Genomic DNA, 19849 nt, shown 5'->3' with positions numbered 1-19849 from the left:
TATCTTTTTTAAATTTAAAAAATTATAAATATGATAATTAAAATTTTATAATTATTAAGTCATAAGGAGGGGTGATTTTTATTAAAAATATAACATTTTTTACAATGGTGGTTATTTTTGGATTATTTTTGATTAACTCAAATTGTGCTATTTCAAGTATATTTATAAATCCATATATTCCAAATATAGATGATAATATAACATTAACAGGAATGGCTAATCCAAATGAAGATATAAACTGTCAGGCATGGTTTGAAGTAAATCCTATGGTATCACCACCCTATTATGGATATATCATGAATAATGTTGAGATACCAAATACTCCAAATAATTTTAAAGTTATTGGAGAAAATGTAAATGATTTATCAATTTCTGTAAAAATGGGTATTTGGGTCACAAAAAGTGCCAATGCAAATTCAGAAGGAATAGCAACAGTTTCTCAGTCAAATGTGCCTACTGGAACCTACGATATAAAAATTTGGGGAACTGTTAAGGACACTTCAAAACCTATAAAATTAAAAATCATTGCATCTACAACTGTAAAGGCAGATGATAATGGTAATTTTAAATATTCATATAAGGTTATAAATGCCATACCTAAAACCACAATCTTACATCTAACTGTTGGAAATATTAGCAAAAATATATCCATTGCAGGACATAAATTATACCTAAATAAGGGATGGAATGCCATATCTGTTCCTTATAATTCAAATATATCATTTAGCAATAATTCCAATATCAAATTGATAATATCATATGGCAATCAAAAATGGATTTTAAATAGAAATAATAGTTTAAATGCACTTTATGGATATTTTATATATACTAAGAATGATACAGAAATGAATGTATATTACTCCAACAAAAAATCCAATTATTCAAGAATTGTTTATAAAGGGTACAATTTAATAGGAACTACACCAAATAACAACGATTGGAATCTTAGAAATGGCAATATTCCAATTAATGAATTATTCAAAAATTCCAATATATATTATAGGATAATATCTACCGAGGGTGAAATCTACCAAAATAACTCATACCTAAAACCTTTTAAAACATACTGGCTATTTACCGATAAAAATACCACTTTGTCGAGGTGAGGCATATTAAAAAAATACCACTATTTCTAATCATTTTTGGATTTATTGTTTCATCGGCATATGCAACAGTATCCAATATTCAAATAACGCCCTCAAACCCAAAAGTAGGGGATACTTTAACATTAACAGGAATGACTAATCCAAATGAAGATATAAACTGTCAGGCATGGTTTGAAGTAAATCCTATGGTATCACCACCCTATTATGGATATATCATGAATAATGTTGAGATACCAAATACTCCAAATAATTTTAAAGTTATTGGAGAAAATGTAAATGATTTATCAATTTCTGTAAAAATGGGTATTTGGGTCACAAAAAGTGCCAATGCAAATTCAGAAGGAATAGCAACAGTTTCTCAGTCAAATGTGCCTACTGGAACCTACGATATAAAAATTTGGGGAACTGTTAAGGACACTTCAAAACCTATAAAATTAAAAATCATTGCATCTACAACTGTAAAGGCAGATGATAATGGTAATTTTAAATATTCATATAAGACAAACAACATTCCAGAGGGAACCACTGTATATTTGAATATCGGGGGAGTAAATAAGGCAATAACAATAGAAGGCAATACGCCAGTTCCACCTGCTCCGCCAGTAGTTAATAATACGAATTCCTCCAATAATAGCACGGATAAAGAACCTCCAAGAATAACAATATTATCTCCATCAAAAAGAGATTATAATATCTCTAATGTTAATTTTGATGTAATTGTTGAAGATAAATCGGATTATAATGTAAAATTTTATTTAAACGATAATAAATTAAATTATAAAAAATCAGGCAATCATTACACCGGAGCTCTTACTTTAAAAGAGGGCAACAATACATTCAAAATAATTGCAAAAGATAAATACAACAATGAAAACAGTAAAATTATATACATTAACTATCAAAAACAGGAAAATTCTGAAAATAAAACAGTTAAAAGTGATAACAATACAAATAATATGACATACCAAAATAAAAGTAAAAATGATGCAGATAACACAGATAATAAAAATAATATAAATAGTAATAACAATAAAAATAACAATATAAAAGAAAACAACACCAAAAACAGTCAAAATCAAGGAAATATAGTATATGGCACAGTAATAAACCATGTGGGAAATGCTACATTGATAATATCCGATGGAACAAAAATTAGCAAAGCTGGAGATATACAGATAAAAGAGGTAAGTCTTCCAAATATTACATTAGCTTACTACATATCACCAAATAATGCAGAATTTAACAAGCCCTTAATTCTTAAAATATCCATAAATATTCCAAAAGACAAGGAATTAAAAATACTATATTATGACGAGCAGATAAAATCTTGGAAAAGCATACCTTATGTTTATGATAAAAATAACAGTAAAATAACCATTGACATATCAAAATCAGGATATTATGCCATTAAAGAAAAGAATATTTCTAAGGAAAAAAATAATACCTCCATATTCGGTGAGATAGCAATGGTTGTTAAAATCGTTATGAATGTCATTATAAATCTGATAAAATCCAAACTAGGTATTACATAATACATAATCCTGTCTAAAATTAAAATGAAGCCAAAACTAAAAAAATTTATTAGGAAAAAGGTAATAATTTAGAATGATATTAAATTAGAAGAGCTCCTCCTTATATATAATATCGGAGCTCCAAATGGAATTTATAAAATTATCTCTCAACCATAATGGTGGTTAAGGCTAAGTTTGGAAAATAGGTGGTTTCATGGAATTTTTTGATAGAAAAAAGGAGCTAAATGATTTAAAAAAACTATTACTATTTGAACCTAATTTGATATATTTTATATATGGTCCTATAAATAGTGGCAAAACCACTTTAATAAATGAAGTAATTAAAAATTTGGATGAGGAATATGTTGCTTTTTATATAGATTTAAGAGCTCACTTTATATCAAAATATGATGAGTTCATAAAGGTTTTATTTGAGGTTTCATCTTATGACAGTAGGAATATTAAAAAATACTTTAAAGATTTATTAATTGATATGCCACACAGTTTGGAGGGTATTCCAGTACCTAAAACACTATTAAATGAAATATTAGATGAAAATAAATCAGAGGATGTATTTATTATATACTAAATGTTTTTTTGAGAATTTAAAGAATAATGGGAAAAAACCAATACTAATAATCGATGTCTTGGAAAACTTTGTTTTCCAAAATCTTTGTCGCTCCGCTCCAAAGAACCTTCAAGTGATAGAGGATTTAAAAATAAATGGATACTTAATTTATAAATTATTTAACTTTTTTATAAGTTTAACTGAACAGAGGCATCTTAGTCATGTGGTTGTTTTAACCTCTTATAGTTTGTTTATAAATAAAATATACAATGAGGCAATGTTGCAGGATAGATACAAATACTACTTAGTAGATGATTTTGATTATGAAACTACAAAAGAGTTTTTAATGAAAAATAATTTTAATTTAGAAGAAATAGAAACTGTATGGCATTATTTTGGTGGAAACTTATAAAATTAATAGATATTATCCAAGAAAAATCACTCAATAATAATGTGGAAGAATACTGTAAAAGTTCGTTAATATTCAGAGCTCGGCAGATAAAAGATACTCTATAAATTGAAAAGAGAGAACAATATATTATATAAAAATGTTTTAGTTTTATTTGGCAGATATAAACATGCTGATAGTTTTATTTATGAGGAATTAACGGATGATATAATTTGGGCAGTTAAAAAGAATATACTATTTGTTAATATCAAAACTGGGGAGTTAAAACCACAGGGGAAGTTGGAATTATTGGCAATTAATGAAGTGTTGAAGGATTTTCAAAGTACTATTTCCTAAGCTTTCTAACCTCGTTTTTTATATATTGCATTTTATATGTTAGTATAAATAATAAAAAAATGAGTTAAAAATATAAAAGTATGGGAGCTCCGAATAGGGTTTAACTTTATTATATGAGAGCTCCAAAAATTATGATTATAAAATATAGAGGGATGAATTATGAAATTCTTTAACAGAGAAAAAGAAATTAAAGAAATAACTTCAATACTCGAAGGAGAACCTAACCAGATATACTTTATCTATGGCTCTATAAACAGTGGTAAAACAACCTTAATCAACCATATAATAAATAATAAATTGGATGATAATTACAAAGTATTTTATATAAATTTTAGGACTTATTTAATATCTGAAAAAAAGGACTTTATAGAGGCGATATTTTCAACTAAAAAGGATGATTTCCTTGAAACTATAAAAGATAAATCAGAGGTATTAAACCTAATCACAAAAGGAGCTCGGATACTAACAGGAGTTCCTATTCCTGAGGTAGAGTTTAACAAATTATTTGAGGAAAGAATAAATGATGCATTTCAATATCTAAATAATATAATGTTGGAAACAAGAAAAAATGGAAAAACTCCAATTTTAATTCTCGATGAGTTGCAGATGATAAAAGACATAACTACCAATGGACAGAAATATCTTTTAAAAGAACTATTTCAATTCTTAGTATCTCTTACAAAGGAACAACACTTATGCCATGTGTTTTGTTTAACATCCGATAGTTTATTTGCCGAATATGTTTATAATACAGGGGAGCTCGAAGGTAGGGCAAAACATCTTTTAGTTGATGATTTTGATAAGGAAACCTCTTTAAGATTTATGGATTTCTTAGCAAAAGAAATATTAAACAAACCAGAACTGCCAAAAGAACAAAAGGAACAAATCTATTCATTAGTTGGTGGAAAACCAGCTGATATTTACAATATAATTGATGAGATAAGATATAAAAAACTAGATGATATATTAAACCAAATGCTTAAAGTAGAAGTCTCTAAATTAAATATGTTTTTAGAAATAATGGAATATTCCAAACCAAAAATAGAAATTGGAAATAATATTATTGAAATCAATAAAAAAGATGTATTAAACGCCTTAAAATTATTTAAAAACAAATATAAGATACCTATAAAAGAGATTTCACTACATATTTACAGTTATTTGATTAAGGAAAATATTTTATTCTTAAATCCTACTGAGGAAACATTAAAACCACAGTCATTCTTGGTATGGAATGCTATTAAAAGAGTAGTTTAAGATAAACTAACTAAATAAGAAACTGTATGGCATTATTTTGGTGGAAAACCTATAAAATTAATAGATATTATCCAAATCACTTGGTAATAATGTGGAAGAATACTTAAAAGTTCTTTAATATTCGGAGCTCGGTAAATAAAAGATACTCTATAAATTAAAAAAACTGGGGAGTTAAAACCACAGGAAAAGTTGGAATAATACTTCGGAGCTCCGATAATATAAATGAAAATTAATAAATAATACTTTATTTAGAAAATTATATAAAATAAAAACGATAATAATATATATACATAAACATATACATAATAATATAATACAAAATAAAATGAGAGGTAATTATGAGAGCTCTTATTACAGGCGGTGCAGGATTTATAGGTTCCAATATTGCATTGGAATTGCAGAATAAAGGATACGATACAGTAGTTTTAGACGATTTTTCAAGTGGGAATTTTAAAAATCTCCATGGTTATGAAGGGGATGTTATTTCTGAGAGTATTTTAGATGTTGATTTAAATAAATTTAAAGATATCGATGCTATATTTCATGAGGCTGCCATAACAGATACAACAGTTAAAGACCAAAAATTAATGATGCAAATAAATACAGAAGGTTTCAGAAGACTTCTAAATTTTGCCGTTAAAAACGATATAAAGTTTATTTATGCATCCTCTGCGGCAACTTATGGTAATGCCAAATCTCCTCAAAAGGAAGAATACGCTGGAAAACCAAATAACATATACGGTTTTTCAAAATGGATATGTGACTGCATAGCTAAAAAATATATGAAAAAATATCCTGACAGTCATATAGTAGGATTAAGATATTTCAATGTTTTTGGACCAAGGGAACAGTATAAAGGAAAAATGGCCTCAATGGTTTGGCAGTTGGCTAAACAGATGGCTGATGGAAAAAATCCAAGAATATTCAAATGGGGAGAACAGAAGAGAGACCAGGTTTATGTTAAAAACATTGTTCAAATAAATTTATTGGCATTGGATGCTAAGGAGAGCTACATTGTAAATGCAGGTAGTGGAAATGCTGTTTCGTTTAATCATATTATAGAAGTTTTAAATGATGTTTTAGGTTTTGATTATAAACCTGAATATTTTGATAATCCCTATGAAGAATTTTATCAAGATTTTACTCAGGCAGACCTAACAAATGCTAAAAAATATTTAGGTTATGAACCTAAATGGAATTTTGAAGATGCCGTTAAGGATTATGTTGAATGGTTAAAGGAAAATAGGTATATTTAAAAATATTATTGGTGATATAATATGAAAAAGGCACTTATAACTGGTATAACAGGACAGGACGGGTACTATTTAACAAAATTACTTTTGGAAAAAGGATATGAAATTCATGGAATTGTTAGGAGAAATAGCCAAAATTCCTTGGGAAATTTAGAACATCTACCAAAGGAAGAATTGGAACAAATAAATATTCATTGGGGAGATATTACAGACAATTTGTTTATTGATGAGACTATTAAAAAAATTCAACCTGATGAAATTTATCATTTAGCTGCTCAAAGTTTTGTTGGATTCTCCTTTAAAAACCCAAGATTTACCTATGATGTTAATATTGGTGGAACTTTAAATGTAGCTAATGCAGTGAAGGAATATTCACCATCTTCAAAACTTTATTTTGCTGCAACATCTGAATTATATGGAAAGGTTCAAGAAATTCCACAGAAGGAAACCACACCCTTTTATCCAAGAAGCCCTTATGGAGTTTCCAAATTGGCAGGATTTTGGACAATTAAAAATTATAGGGAAAGCTATAACTTATTTATGAGCAATGGTATCCTGTTCAATCATGAGAGCCCCATGCGTGGCCCAGAATTCGTAACAAGAAAAATAACAATGGCTGTTGCCAAAATATATAATGGATTACAAGATTATGTTGAATTGGGGAATCTAAGTGCTAAAAGGGATTGGGGTTATGCTGGGGATTATGTTTATGGTATGTGGAAAATATTACATCACGATAAACCAGATGACTTTGTTTTAGCAACAAATGAAACCCATACAGTTAGAGAATTTGTTGAAAATGCCTTTAAGGTTGTAGGAATTGATATTGAATGGGAAGGGGAAGGAATTAATGAAATTGGTAAAGATGCTAACACTGGAAAGGTTTTGGTAAAGGTCAATCCTGAATTTTTCAGACCTGCGGAAGTTGATATATTAATTGGTGATTACTCAAAGGCTAAGAAGGAGCTCGGATGGGAACCAAAAGTTAAATTTGAAGAATTGGTTAAGATGATGGTTGAGAAGGATTTGGAAAGGATTAAATTGAAATAAATTTAAAGGGGAGTCATATGCTCAGTAATAATTTTTATTTTTAAAATTTTTAAGATGAGGATATCATGAATAAAAAGAAACTTTTAGCATTAATACCCGCCTATAATGAAGAAAAATCTATTAAGGTAGTAATTGAAAATATCAAAGATATTGTTGATGGAATTTTAGTTGTTGATGATGGGAGCTCCGATAATACCACAGAGTATGCAAAGGAATGCGGTGTTGAAGTAATTACCTTTGAAGAGAATAAAGGGAAAGGGGTTGCAATTAGGGAAGGTTATAAATATTTTATTAATTCTGAGTATGATATTTGTTTTATTTTTGATGCCGATGGGCAGTATAGAAAGGAGGATATTTTACCAGTTTGCGAACCTATTATAAATGATGAAGCAGATATAGTTGTAGGTTCAAGATTTATTGGTAAATATAGTGATGGAGCAAATATAAATTATAAGACAAGAATATTATGCAACAATATATCCACCACTGTAACAAGGATTATGTCGGGAGTTCCAACAACAGATTCACAAAGTGGTTTAGTTGCAGTTAGCAAGTATGCAGCCAAACAACTTGATTTAAAGGCTGATAGATGGGGTATTCATCAGGAAATTATAATAAGGGCTGGTAAAAAAGGTTTGAGATATAAAGAAGTTCCAATTATATTTGAAAAAAGAATGCATGGAGTTTCTCGATTAAAGGTTTTGAAGTATCCATTTATAGCATTTCCTGTAATGTTAAAAGCATGGATTAGGAAATAGCTTTTATTATTATTGCCATTGCGATTTTTTCTATTCTTGATAATAGTATTAAAATATAAAGGTGAAATTATGAAAAATGTTAATGTTGGACTAATTGGACTTGGAAAAATGGGGATTCTTCATACAGGCATATTAAATAGTTTTAACGATGTAAATGTTGTGGCAATAGCTGAAAAAGAAAAATTAATATCTTCAAATATTAAAAAAGTTTTAAAAAATGTTAATGTATATACAGATTATCAAAAAATGTTTAGTAAAGAAGATTTAGATTTGGTATATATCACAACACCTACCGCGTTTCATACAAACATGTCAAAAAGTTGTGTGGAATCGGGAATAAATTTTTTTGTAGAAAAACCACTCGGAATTTCAAAGAATGATTGTAGCGATTTAATCAAATCAATGAACAATGCAAAAGAAGTTATAAACATGATTGGATACTGTAAGCACTTTGTGGATACTTTTGCAAAGGCAAAAGAGATATTAGACAGCAAAATAATTGGGGAGCCAATATATCTTAATTCACACATGTATGTGTCTCAATTATTTTCTAAGGGAAAAGGATGGAGATATAAAAAAGAATCAAGTGGTGGAGGAGTGTTAAATATACTTGCAACACACTTGGTTGATGTATTGTTATGGTATTTTGGAGATATAGCAACAGTATCGGGGAGCTCGAAATCATATTATTCTAATGAAGTGGAAGATTTTATCCATTCATACATAATATTTAACAGTGGATTAGAAGGATATTTGGATGCTTCATGGAGTGTAAGGAATTATAGACTTCCAGAAATAAAAATAGAAATTCAATGTAGCGAAGGCATGCTTGTTGTGAATGACGACTATCTAAAATATTATAGAGACAGCGAAGAAAAATTTACAACTCTCTACAAACAGGATTTATATAGAGGCGTAGAAGTGGATATTGGAGGTCCAGAATATACTCGGGAAGATAGATACATGGTAAATTGTATAAAAAATAATGAAAAATCAAATATTGATGTATTTTATGGATATAAAGTCCAATGTGTTAATGATGCAATATATGAATCTGCAGAAGAAAGAAAAACTGTGGATGTTGATTATGAGGTGATTTAAATGACTACTAATATTGACCCGATTGTTTTAGGACATAATCAATTTTTTGGAGTTAATCATCTTAGCCAGGACGCTGCAAGAAGTAGAGTTGAGAAATTTAGTCAGATGAAAAATATAGGGGATGTTATAAAATATTCATTGGATAATAATGTAAAAGGAATGATGCTATCAACACACCCAAAGGCAAAAGATATACTCAGTTATCTAAAAAATGAAGGATTAGCTGATGAGATAAATTTTTATCCAATGTTGCCTTATGCTCAGGGCTATGTTAGAAAAGCAAATGAAAAGGGAGTTATGGGGTTGTTTAATGAAATATTCGGCTCAGTAAGCACATCTAAAAAGTTGAAAATATTATTTAAAGGAGGTATGGGCGTATTGCAACAAGATATTGGTAAATTACTATCAACGCTAATTGATATAGAATTAATTCCATTCAATGATTTAAATGTAAAGGCAGTGTTTTTTCACAATGTATTTGCTGATCTGGCTCTTGCAATGGATGCTGAAGAGATTTTTGGAACCTATATTGACCATGTGAAAGATGAATACGATGCTATTCCTTCATTTGGAACATTTAATTTTGCAAGAATGGTTATGAAGTTTGATGAATGGGGGTTTAAAAAACCGCTTATTATGGCATCATTTAATAAAGTTGGTTTTCAGATGAACCCTTCAAAAGAAGAATGTGAAAGAGTTTTAAATGAATATGATGTTGATGTAATGGCAATGAGTACATTAGCCGCAGGTTATTTAAAACCAAAAGAAGCTTACGAGTATTTAGGCACATTACCAAATATAAAATCTGTTGTTGTTGGAGTATCCACAAAGGAACATGCTGATGAGACATTTGGGCTTATTAGGAAATATTGCTTATAAAGAAATATTTAATATGATAAGATACAACTGATAAATGGGAAATTATGAAAATATGTATTCTTGCTACAGGGTATCCTCGATGGAAAGGGGATTTTGATAGTATTTACCTACATCAACTAGCTAAAAATCTTGTAAAATTAGGTGCTGAAGTTCATGTTATTGCACCACATGCAAATAATTTATTAAGTGAAGAAATTATGGATGGAGTGCAAATACATCGATTTAAATATATGTATCCACAAAAATTTGAAAATGTTGCATATTTTCCAGGAATTCCTGAGAATGTCAAAAAAAACATGGTTAAAATTCAACTTTTGCCGTTCATAACATCAATGAGCATCGCATTGCTAAAACTTACAAAAAAATATAATTTTGATATAATAAATCCACACTGGGCTATTCCTTCAGGATTTCTCGCAACAAGTTTAATAAATTCTAAAAAAATACCTATAGTCACGACTATTTATGGTGCAGACATTGCATTAACAATAAACAAATATTCCTTTTTAAGATATATATTGAGGAAGTCCCTGCTTTATTCTAATAAAGTGGTATCCATAAGTACATTCACAAAAAAATTTACATTGGATAATCTCGAGAATATCCCCAAAGAACATATAGAAGTAATAGTTTATGGAGTAGATGAAAAATTCTTTGAAAATTATGATCCAAATGAATATATGTCAAGTAAATCCTCTGGGAAATACACAATAATGACTTGTGGAAGGTTGGTTAAAAGAAAAGGTATTAATTATCTTATAGAATCAATGAAAGAAGTTTTAAGGGTATTTCCCGAATCTAAATTGATTATTGCAGGAGACGGGCCTGAAAAAAATAATCTTATAAGATTATCTCAAAAATTAAATATATCAAAAAATGTTGAGTTTTTAGGGGCAGTCTCCGAAGAAGAACTGATAAAATCATATAAATCCTGTGATTTATTCGTACTGCCATCAATTGTGGATTCTTCAGGAGATACTGAAGGTTTAGGATTAGTATTGGTTGAAGCGATGGCATTAGGCAAGCCAGTAATTGGGACAAATGTTGGAGGAATTCCAGATATTATTCCAAAAAATGCTAATTATGGATACTTAGTAAATCAAAAAGATCCAAACGAACTTTCTGAAAAAATTATTAAAATATTATCTAATGACGAAACCCGATTGAAAATGGGTATCAATGCACGAAAAACTGCGGAACATAAATTCCGTTGGGAAAATATTGCAAAGAAGTACTTAAATGTGTTCCAAGAAGTTATAAGTAAATAATAGTCTAAAAAGGTAATAATTATGAAAATAGGTATTATTTCAGATAGATTAAATAGAACATTAACTGGAAGGGGATATTATATTTAAAATTAAATTATTAGGTGAAATTAATGAAGGTATATTTTATAAGTACTTTTCCAACGAATGGTTGTGGGATTTCAGAGTATTCTTTAAATATTATAAATGAATTAAAATCGCAAGGAATAAATATAATTTCTCGTAAGTCAAATTTTTTAAAATCTAAAAACCCATTTAACCTACTTATATATTTTTTAGAAATAATATTAAAAAAACCTGATATAGTTCATATACAATATACTCCATCATCAGTAGGTATATTTTTTCCGTTATTTATGATTCTCATGAAATTATTTGCTAATTCAAAGGTAGTGATAACCTCCCATGAAAAACCCGAATCATATTTAAAACATTTGGACGCCCCAATTTTAAAAAAATTATTTTTGGCATATGAAAAAATATCTTTGAAATTTGCAGATATTGTATTAGTACATACCGACGAACATTTTGAGAAACTTTTAAAATATTATGGATTAAAAAACATTCAAAAAATACATTTTCCAATACCTACCCCACAAAAAACTAAAGATGGCATTAAACATATTCTTAAACATTATGGCCTTGACAACATTCCATGTGATACAATATTATTTTTGGGTGCAATACGTCCAAATAAAGGGCTGGAATATTTAATAGATGCGGCGGTTATCTTAAAAAATAAAGGTATTAATTATAAAATAATTGTAGTTGGAGGCATACCTAAAACATCAAAAAATTATTTTAAAGAACTATTGGGGAAAATTAATGAGTATGGATTGATGGATTATTTCAAAATATTAGGATATGTTCCAGACAAAGACCTTCCTGCCATATTTGCCATTTCAGATATTGGTGTATTGCCATATACTGAGATAACACAAAGTCAAACACTACATCAGATGATAGCTTATAAAATACCTGTAGTGGTTACGAATGTTGGAGGCATTAAAGATATTGTTAAACCTAATAACATAGGGATAATTGTCAAAAAAAAAGATCCTGGAAATCTTGCTGAAGGTATTTTTACATTGTTAAATAATAAAAATAATATACTGACATTTAAGAAAAATTTGGAAAAACTAAATGATGCATTTTCATCTAAAAAAATAGCTGAAGAGCATGTTTCCCTATATAAAAAACTATTAAATGAGGGGAAATAATGAAAATAGGAATTATTGCAAATTCAATTGACGATATAAAAACTGGAATAGGTTCATATACTTATAATGTATTAGTGGAACTTTTTAAAATAGAATATGAAAAAAATAGTGATAATAAATAACTATAATTCATCGTAAAAAGTGCGAGCATTTAAATAATATGTTAAACAAATACAATTTTTTAAATGAACTTATAATTCCCGTGCCTAATATACCTTTTGGACATGAAATTCAAAAGATGATAATAACACCAAATACATTAAAAAAACATGATTTTGATATAGTTCATGATGTGTATCATTTTGGACCTTTTTTATCATTAAAAAAACCTAAAAAAATTTTAACTGTTTATGATTTAACTCCATTACTGTATTCCGAAACCCATAAAAAAAGTAAAGTATTAATGCATAAATACTTATTTCCATTAATTTTAAAGAATTCAAATAAAATAATCTCAATCTCACACCACACAAAACAAGATATAATAAAATACTTTAAAATTCCTGAGGATAAAATAAAAGTTATTCATTTAGCAGCAAATGAAAACTACAAACCACTAAAAGAAAAAGAAATAAATGAAGTAAAACAAAAATACAATTTAAATTATCCATTTATTTTATATGTTGGAGGATTGGAACCAAAGAAAAATATTCCAACATTATTAAAAGCACTTTACAAACTCAAAAAACAAGGTATAAATCATAAATTGATATTAACTGGAGTAAAAAGATGGAAATACAAATCTATCTTTGAGACCATAGAAAAACTAAACCTCCAAAAGGATGTTATATTCACAGGCTATGTTCCAGATGAGGATTTACCAGCATTATATAATGCAGCGGATTTATTCGTTTATCCTTCTCTTTATGAAGGTTTTGGATTACCTCCTTTGGAAGCTATGGCATGTGGAACACCAGTTATAACCTCAAATACTTCTTCATTACCTGAGGTTGTAGGGGATGCTGGAATAATGATTAATCCTTATAATGTAGATGAATTAGCTAAGGCAATGAATGAAGTTTTAACCAATGAGGGATTAAGGGAAGAACTATCTAAAAAAGGATTAGAAAGGGCTAAATTATTTAGTTGGAAAAAATGTGCTGAGGAGCATTTAAAAGTTTATGAAGAAGTTTATAATAAAAAATTAAGGGATAATTATGAAATTTGAAAATCCATTTAAATTACAAAACTGGAAATTTAAAAAATTTTTAATAGTTATTTTATTTTTTCAAATATCTTTATTGGGCTTATTTGCACTAAATAAATTAGGGGTTAATACTCCAATTATAAGACCGTTAGTTGGATTTATTTATTTATCTTTTATTCCCGGGTATTTATTGTTAAGAATTTTAAGATTGCATAATTTAAGTAGTATTGAGAGTTTTTTATATGCCATTGGGCTGAGTTTATTTATGGATATGTTTGTTGGATTTTTAATAAATATGCTTTATCCAATTTTAGGTATTACAGATAAACCAATCTCAGAAATTCCTATAACTTTAACCATGGCAGGGGTTATATTTTTATTATGCATTGTTGCTTATTTTAGAGATAAAAATTATAATAATCCTGATTTTATAGATTTAAAAGATATATTAAACCCACAGGTTTTGTTTCTTAGTTTAATTCCATTTATGGCAATATTTGGAACTTATTTAGTGAATTATTACCATAATAATATTTTGTTAATGATTATGATTGTTGTTATTGCATTGGTTGCATTGATTGTTGGTTTTACCAACTGGATTGATAAAAAATATTATCCTTATGCTATTTGGGTTATGGCTATTGCATTAGTATGGCATATTACATTAATAGGAAACAATGTTCATATAGCAGATGGTGAAAGATATGTTCCAATATTAACATTAAGTCATGGCATGGCAAATCTCAACATAAATAATAATTATTTCTCAATAGTTGGAAATACTATATTAACGCCAATGATGGTATTGTTCTTTGGATTAAGCATTACTACAATCTATAAATTAGTATATCCCTTTATTATCTCTTTTATTTCATTAGGAATATATTCATATATAAAAATTTTAAAAATTTTAAAAATTGAAAAAGAAATATTTTTTGCAGTGTTTTTGTATATCTCAAAAGGTTCATTTTTCAGTGTAGTTATTCCTAGAAAGCAAGAATTAGCAATGTTTTTTTTAGTTTTGATATATATGGTATTGTTCAAATCAAAGTCAAATTTAACAGCTAAAAATATATTATTAATAATATTTATGATATCCTTGTTGTGGTCACATTATGGAACTGCAAGTTTATTTATTGGTATGATTTTATCAGCACTGATAATAATGCATTTATTGAATATTTATATTAAAAACATAAACTTTAAAACTATAAATTTTGTTGTGTTGTGTTATATTATATTATACGGAGGATGGTATATCTTTATTTCGAATTCATCAGTTATTGATAGTATAGTTAATATTGGAAACGCAGTAATAAATTCAATAATCTACGATTTTAACATTGAATCATCAAGAGGAGGAGTTGTATTAACTGCGGTAACATCAATATTTTCTATAATATCAAAAGCGATAGGTATATCTTTACTTTTATTTGCAATTATAGGCTGTCTAAAATCAACAATAGACATAATACTTAGAAAGGTAAATAATAAATATTTACCAATATATTTATCATTTTCATTATATTGGTTTGTGATATTGATATCCACATTACTTCCATATTTCGCAGTTATGGGTGTAGATAGATTATCTCTTTTAGCATACATACTACTATCACCATATACAATAATAGGTTTTAAAACTATAATTTTTGAAATTTATAAGAGATTAAGAATCAATAATACAACAACCTACAACTTGATTATAACGAAAAAAAGCATTAAAATTTTTTCTGTAATTTTGTCTTTTTATTTGCTATTATCCACGGGATTTATTAATGAAGTGTTTAAATGTGATGTTCATTCAATATCTTTAAGTAGGGACTCTATTATGAATTATGGAGATATGCGAGATATTGGAACACTTTATTTGTTTTCACCCCAAGATTGTGATATTTTAATGGCAAAATGGATATCAAAAAACAGAAACAATTGTCTAAAAATATGGATAACCAAAGGTAATTTAGATGCAACAGGAGTATTTCAAACATTTGGGCTTATACCTTACAATGAACTACATCCTTTAACGCAAAATATAAACATATCAAAACTTCAAAGTTGCTATATTTGTCTTGTTAGATTAAATATCAAAGAAAAAATAGGTGTAGAAAACAATAAATATGCATCTAAATTAATTTGGTATAATATTACAAATTCTAAATATTATTCTCAATTGAAATTATGTAATAAAATCTACGATAATGGTGGAAGTCAGGTTTTATTATCTTAAATTCCTTTTCCACCTTTTCCTTTAATTCCATCTAAAATTCCTTTATAGTAATATTTCAATAAATAAGGTTTTTTCTGCAAAAAAACAAAATTAACAAATCTTCGAGCGTGTTTATATGTTAGTAAATATATTAATGAACAATACATCCATTTTTTGTTATTTTTCTTTATAAAGTATAGACAATTTCTAGCAGTAAGATATGCGGTGATTGGAGAGCTATCTCCTCCAGAACTAACAGAAACCTTATGCCATAAAACAGATTTAGTAGCACAAACTAATTTATAACCTAAATTTTTACATCTAATGGATAAATCAGTATCTTCATAATAACAGAAATAATTTTCATCAAATCCATTTAATATTTTTAAGACATTATTTTTAACTAACATTGAACATCCTGTAATATATCCACATTCAATAATATCTTTATATGTTTTATCGTCTATTTTTTTAAAGTAATAATGCCAAACCCTCCCAGTTTTTAAATCAACTCCTCCGCCACCCAATCCCCAAATCACATCGTCCCTACCTTTATAATCATAATAATAAATCTTACTTCCAACTATCCCAATCTTTTCATCACACTCAGCAACTTTAACCATTTCTATTAAAAAATTCTTATCTACAACAGTATCATTATTTAACAACAAAATATAATCAGGATTTAAAACATCCAAAGCAAATTTAATACCAACATTATTCCCCCCAGCAAAACCATAGTTATCTTTGTTCTTAATTAGAATCATTCTTTTATTTGGTTCTAATGTTTCATATTTTTCTTTATCTAAAAATTTATTATTTCTTGCTTCATTCTCTGAAAGTTCAAAAACTCTAATGGGTTTGTTTTCATTTGAATATTTAAAAAACTTAGAATTAACTTCAATCGGAGCGGAGCGAAGAGCTACAAATTCTGGAAGAATTTGTTCAATATTACCATTGCAATATTCTTTTATTTTCTCAATAGATTCATTTTGAGAATTATTATCCACAACAATTACATCATAATTTGGATAGTTAATTCTATAAAGAGATTCTAAACATTCTATTGTATCTTTCCAACCATTCCAGTTTAAAATTATTATTGAAACTCTTGGATAGTTCATAATTTCACCATTTAAAATATATTGTATTTCTCATTTAATTCATTTATGGCATCAATAACTTTTTCAGGTTTTATGTTTTTTATACAGGGTGGAACTTCTCCCTTTTTTAAATTTACATATTTACATCTCCAACCACACTGAAAACAGTCCATTTTATTATATGTACACTTAACAATATCATCAAATTCATCCCAAGGTAAAAATCTGCCAAAATGCCCGCCCCCAAGAATACAAACAGTTGGAACTCCTGACAAATAACCTAAATGAGTTAAACCCGTTTCATTACCTATAACAAGGGATGCATTCATTACTATTGACATAGCCTCTTCAAGTGAGGTCTTTCCAGTTAAATCTATAAGATTTGGATGTTTTAGAGGAAATTTATTTAATCCTATTTGAATAATTTTAACATCTTTTGGTAAATTATTTAGTATTATTTGCCATTTATCTCGTGGATATTTTCTAAATGGTGCAGATGCATCAGTAATAATACAAACATATTTAAAATTGTATTTTTTGGTCAATTTCTTTTTTAAATCCATAAATGCATTTAAATAAAAGTCTTTTATGTTGGATTTAAATTTGTTTTCTTTACATAAATGATAATAAATGGTTTTTTCATGTTCAAATATATGATAATATTTTTTATTCTCATTTTTTAGACTTTCTAAATAAGGAATTTTTTCATTATAAAATTTATTATAATAATATTCTGAATTATTGATATTTATATCATCCCCTACATAACAAATTTTTTTATGTGAATTACATATAACAATTAGTTCGTCTGCGATTTTTGGATATCTATGTGGTATAAGATTAATAGCATAGTCAAAATAGTAATCATTTATTAATTTTAAAATATATATCCTATATTTTAAATTTAAACGATACTTTTTAAAATCAATTGCAATATAATTTTTTGTATATTTTTTAACAATAGGTTCATGGATTTTATTTATCAAAAATATATGGTTATTAAAAATTTTTATATATCTTAAAAAAACGGAAAAAATACAAAAAAATCACCTAATAAATCCATCCTTACTAATAAATATTCTTTCCTTTTTAAATTTTCAGTCCTTTCAACATTTGTAATACATTTATCCAATAAAATTAATATATCTTCTTTAAATTTTTTGATATATCCCTTTAAGCTTCCCATAATAACCACCTAAATTATTTTTTACCTTTTAATAATTCTTTAATTATGTATAAATCTTTTTTTGAAAATATAAATAATGATAAAATTTCTGATTTATTTATTTTTAAAAATTTACAAGCTGAATAAATATATAGCACAAACATTAATATTTCGGTAATAACGGTGGCTATTGCAGCACCCTCCATACTATATTTTGGAATTAAGATTATATTTAATATTACATTAATAATTGCTCCAGCACCTGCTCCAAAAGTCACCAACCTTTGTTTATTTGTAGCATTTAATAATCCACTAGTTATGGAACTAACGCATATTATAAAAAATGCCCATATTAAAATTTGCAATACCATTACACTAGGTAAATAACCATATCCATAAACAATTAAAATAATATATTTTGCAAAAACTACGACAAAAATCGAAGTAGTAATACCAACAATAAAGGATAAATTAAATGCTTTAATCCAAACTTTTTTTAAATCATTTATTGAATTTAAATATTTAGACATTACGGGAAACATTACAGAATATATTATTGAAGGTACAAGCGATGATAAAGCATCAATAAGCCTATATGATGCTGAGTAGTATCCAACAACTTCATTTCCTTTCATATAGGATAACATTATAGAATCTATTCTAAAATAGATAATAACAAAAAAACCTATAAGAGCAAAAGGCCAAGCCTCTTTTAACAATTCCTTCCAAAATTTTAAATCAATTTCAATTTTTGGTTTAACAAACTTCCATGTAGAAATAATTAAATTATACAGCAAAACACCAATTCCAGAAATCAAATATATATATGCAAACCCTTCAACATTAAATCCAAGATATATGGCAATAAAAACACCCACAAACATTAAAGAACTATTAATTATATTTCCAATACCAACATACTCCATCTTTTCATGACCTTGATAAATGGAATAAAACATACCATTAAATGAATTAATCAACACACTAAATGCAATTAAATAAACAACATAAACAGTTTCTGCTGGATAGTTCATTAAATTTATAGTTAAAACAATTAACACAAAAGTAATTATTCCTAAAATAGATTTTATCGCTGCAATATTTCCCAAATACTTTCCACTGAGCTCAGTATTTCTTGCAACCTCTCTAACAGTTAAAGGCTGCAAACCCATATCTGCAAGCACACCGAACATTCCAGTAAATGCTAATGCAAAGGATAAAATACCAAACCCCTGAGCTCCTAAATATCTAGCCATATATATGGTATAAACAAAACCAAATAATTTGGATATAATATTGGATACAAATAAAATCCCCGTGTTCTTAGCAATCCTTTTAACTGAGCTCATCCTATACACCAATACCAAAAAATTAAATCTTAACTTATATTACTCCTCTTTTTATTTAAATATTCTCATTGGTTTTAATAATAATGGGAGCTCCCACAATAAAAATGAAAATTTATCGGAGCTCTACAAAAATCTAAAAAATAAAATTAAAAATATATATTAT

The 19849-nt window shown here is 27.4% G+C and carries 20 protein-coding genes; 16 read left to right on the top strand and 4 right to left on the bottom strand.

The window, feature by feature from the left end; genetic code table 11:
• Positions 1 to 71 precede the first annotated feature (71 nt).
• The 16 genes from METOK_RS08500 (at position 72) to METOK_RS06645 (ending at position 16090) form a co-directional block, all read left to right on the top strand.
• Positions 72 to 1106 carry a hypothetical protein gene (locus METOK_RS08500; RefSeq protein WP_013867465.1) on the top strand — a complete coding sequence of 345 codons (1035 nt, stop codon included), beginning with the start codon at positions 72 to 74 and terminating at the stop codon, positions 1104 to 1106.
• Positions 1103 to 2638, top strand: coding sequence for a hypothetical protein (locus METOK_RS06700; RefSeq protein ID WP_013867464.1), 1536 nt, complete (start codon positions 1103 to 1105; stop codon positions 2636 to 2638). The genes METOK_RS08500 and METOK_RS06700 overlap by 4 nt, the downstream gene beginning before the upstream one ends.
• Positions 2639 to 2831: 193 nt before the next feature.
• Positions 2832 to 3206 carry an ATP-binding protein gene (locus METOK_RS08970; RefSeq protein WP_269595250.1) on the top strand — a complete coding sequence of 125 codons (375 nt, stop codon included), beginning with the start codon at positions 2832 to 2834 and terminating at the stop codon, positions 3204 to 3206.
• A complete protein-coding gene (locus tag METOK_RS08965) occupies positions 3169 to 3597 on the top strand; it encodes an ATP-binding protein (protein ID WP_269595249.1) in 429 nt (142 codons plus the stop codon). The genes METOK_RS08970 and METOK_RS08965 overlap by 38 nt, the downstream gene beginning before the upstream one ends.
• 105 nt (positions 3598 to 3702) lie before the next feature.
• Positions 3703 to 3930: a hypothetical protein gene (locus METOK_RS08665; RefSeq protein WP_157198885.1), complete on the top strand. Its 228-nt coding sequence runs from the start codon at positions 3703 to 3705 to the stop codon at positions 3928 to 3930.
• A 159-nt stretch (positions 3931 to 4089) separates the two neighbouring features.
• Positions 4090 to 5187: an ATP-binding protein gene (locus tag METOK_RS06690; protein WP_013867463.1), complete on the top strand. Its 1098-nt coding sequence runs from the start codon at positions 4090 to 4092 to the stop codon at positions 5185 to 5187.
• A gap of 338 nt (positions 5188 to 5525) precedes the next feature.
• On the top strand, positions 5526 to 6443 hold the full coding sequence (gene rfaD, locus METOK_RS06685) for an ADP-glyceromanno-heptose 6-epimerase (RefSeq protein ID WP_013867462.1): 918 nt from the start codon (positions 5526 to 5528) through the stop codon (positions 6441 to 6443).
• A gap of 21 nt (positions 6444 to 6464) precedes the next feature.
• Complete coding sequence (gene gmd / locus METOK_RS06680) at positions 6465 to 7490, top strand: GDP-mannose 4,6-dehydratase (protein WP_013867461.1); 1026 nt, start codon at positions 6465 to 6467, stop codon at positions 7488 to 7490.
• Positions 7491 to 7555: 65 nt separating this feature from the next.
• Positions 7556 to 8248: a glycosyltransferase family 2 protein gene (locus METOK_RS06675; RefSeq protein ID WP_013867460.1), complete on the top strand. Its 693-nt coding sequence runs from the start codon at positions 7556 to 7558 to the stop codon at positions 8246 to 8248.
• 69 nt (positions 8249 to 8317) lie between these two features.
• Entirely contained in the window at positions 8318 to 9349 is a 1032-nt protein-coding gene (locus METOK_RS06670; protein ID WP_013867459.1) for a Gfo/Idh/MocA family protein, read from the top strand.
• Positions 9350 to 10228: a hypothetical protein gene (locus tag METOK_RS06665; protein ID WP_013867458.1), complete on the top strand. Its 879-nt coding sequence runs from the start codon at positions 9350 to 9352 to the stop codon at positions 10226 to 10228.
• Positions 10229 to 10272: 44 nt separating this feature from the next.
• On the top strand, positions 10273 to 11496 hold the full coding sequence (locus METOK_RS06660; protein WP_013867457.1) for a glycosyltransferase family 4 protein: 1224 nt from the start codon (positions 10273 to 10275) through the stop codon (positions 11494 to 11496).
• 110 nt (positions 11497 to 11606) lie between these two features.
• Complete coding sequence (locus METOK_RS06655; protein ID WP_013867456.1) at positions 11607 to 12713, top strand: glycosyltransferase family 4 protein; 1107 nt, start codon at positions 11607 to 11609, stop codon at positions 12711 to 12713.
• The gene (locus tag METOK_RS08960) at positions 12713 to 12835 is read left to right on the top strand and encodes a hypothetical protein (protein ID WP_269595247.1); all 123 of its coding nucleotides are present in this window, start codon (positions 12713 to 12715) and stop codon (positions 12833 to 12835) included. Before METOK_RS06655 ends, METOK_RS08960 begins: the two co-directional genes overlap by 1 nt.
• Before the next feature lie 38 nt (positions 12836 to 12873).
• The gene (locus METOK_RS06650; protein WP_083810054.1) at positions 12874 to 13881 is read left to right on the top strand and encodes a glycosyltransferase family 4 protein; all 1008 of its coding nucleotides are present in this window, start codon (positions 12874 to 12876) and stop codon (positions 13879 to 13881) included.
• Complete coding sequence (locus METOK_RS06645; protein WP_013867455.1) at positions 13871 to 16090, top strand: DUF2206 domain-containing protein; 2220 nt, start codon at positions 13871 to 13873, stop codon at positions 16088 to 16090. Before METOK_RS06650 ends, METOK_RS06645 begins: the two co-directional genes overlap by 11 nt.
• On the opposite strand, the gene METOK_RS06640 is transcribed toward METOK_RS06645, so the two are convergent.
• Genes METOK_RS06640 through METOK_RS06630 form a run of 4 tightly spaced genes read right to left on the bottom strand, consistent with a single transcriptional unit; the run spans position 16087 to position 19686 of the window.
• Positions 16087 to 17193, bottom strand: a complete 1107-nt coding sequence (locus tag METOK_RS06640; RefSeq protein WP_013867454.1) for a glycosyltransferase family 2 protein — start codon at positions 17191 to 17193, stop codon at positions 16087 to 16089. The genes METOK_RS06645 and METOK_RS06640 overlap by 4 nt on opposite strands.
• A gap of 11 nt (positions 17194 to 17204) precedes the next feature.
• Positions 17205 to 18158 carry a glycosyltransferase family 9 protein gene (locus METOK_RS06635; protein WP_013867453.1) on the bottom strand — a complete coding sequence of 318 codons (954 nt, stop codon included), beginning with the start codon at positions 18156 to 18158 and terminating at the stop codon, positions 17205 to 17207.
• Positions 18159 to 18190: 32 nt separating this feature from the next.
• Positions 18191 to 18358 (bottom strand): hypothetical protein, encoded by a 168-nt coding sequence (locus METOK_RS08660; RefSeq protein WP_013867452.1) that lies wholly within the window; start codon positions 18356 to 18358, stop codon positions 18191 to 18193.
• A 14-nt stretch (positions 18359 to 18372) separates the two neighbouring features.
• Entirely contained in the window at positions 18373 to 19686 is a 1314-nt protein-coding gene (locus tag METOK_RS06630) for a flippase (RefSeq protein ID WP_013867451.1), read from the bottom strand.
• Positions 19687 to 19849 lie beyond the last annotated feature (163 nt).

Source organism: Methanothermococcus okinawensis IH1 (genome assembly GCF_000179575.2).
In the GTDB taxonomy this organism is placed as follows: domain Archaea; phylum AGJL01; class Methanococci; order Methanococcales; family Methanococcaceae; genus Methanofervidicoccus; species Methanofervidicoccus okinawensis.
This window is presented reverse-complemented; position numbering and strand designations above follow the sequence as displayed.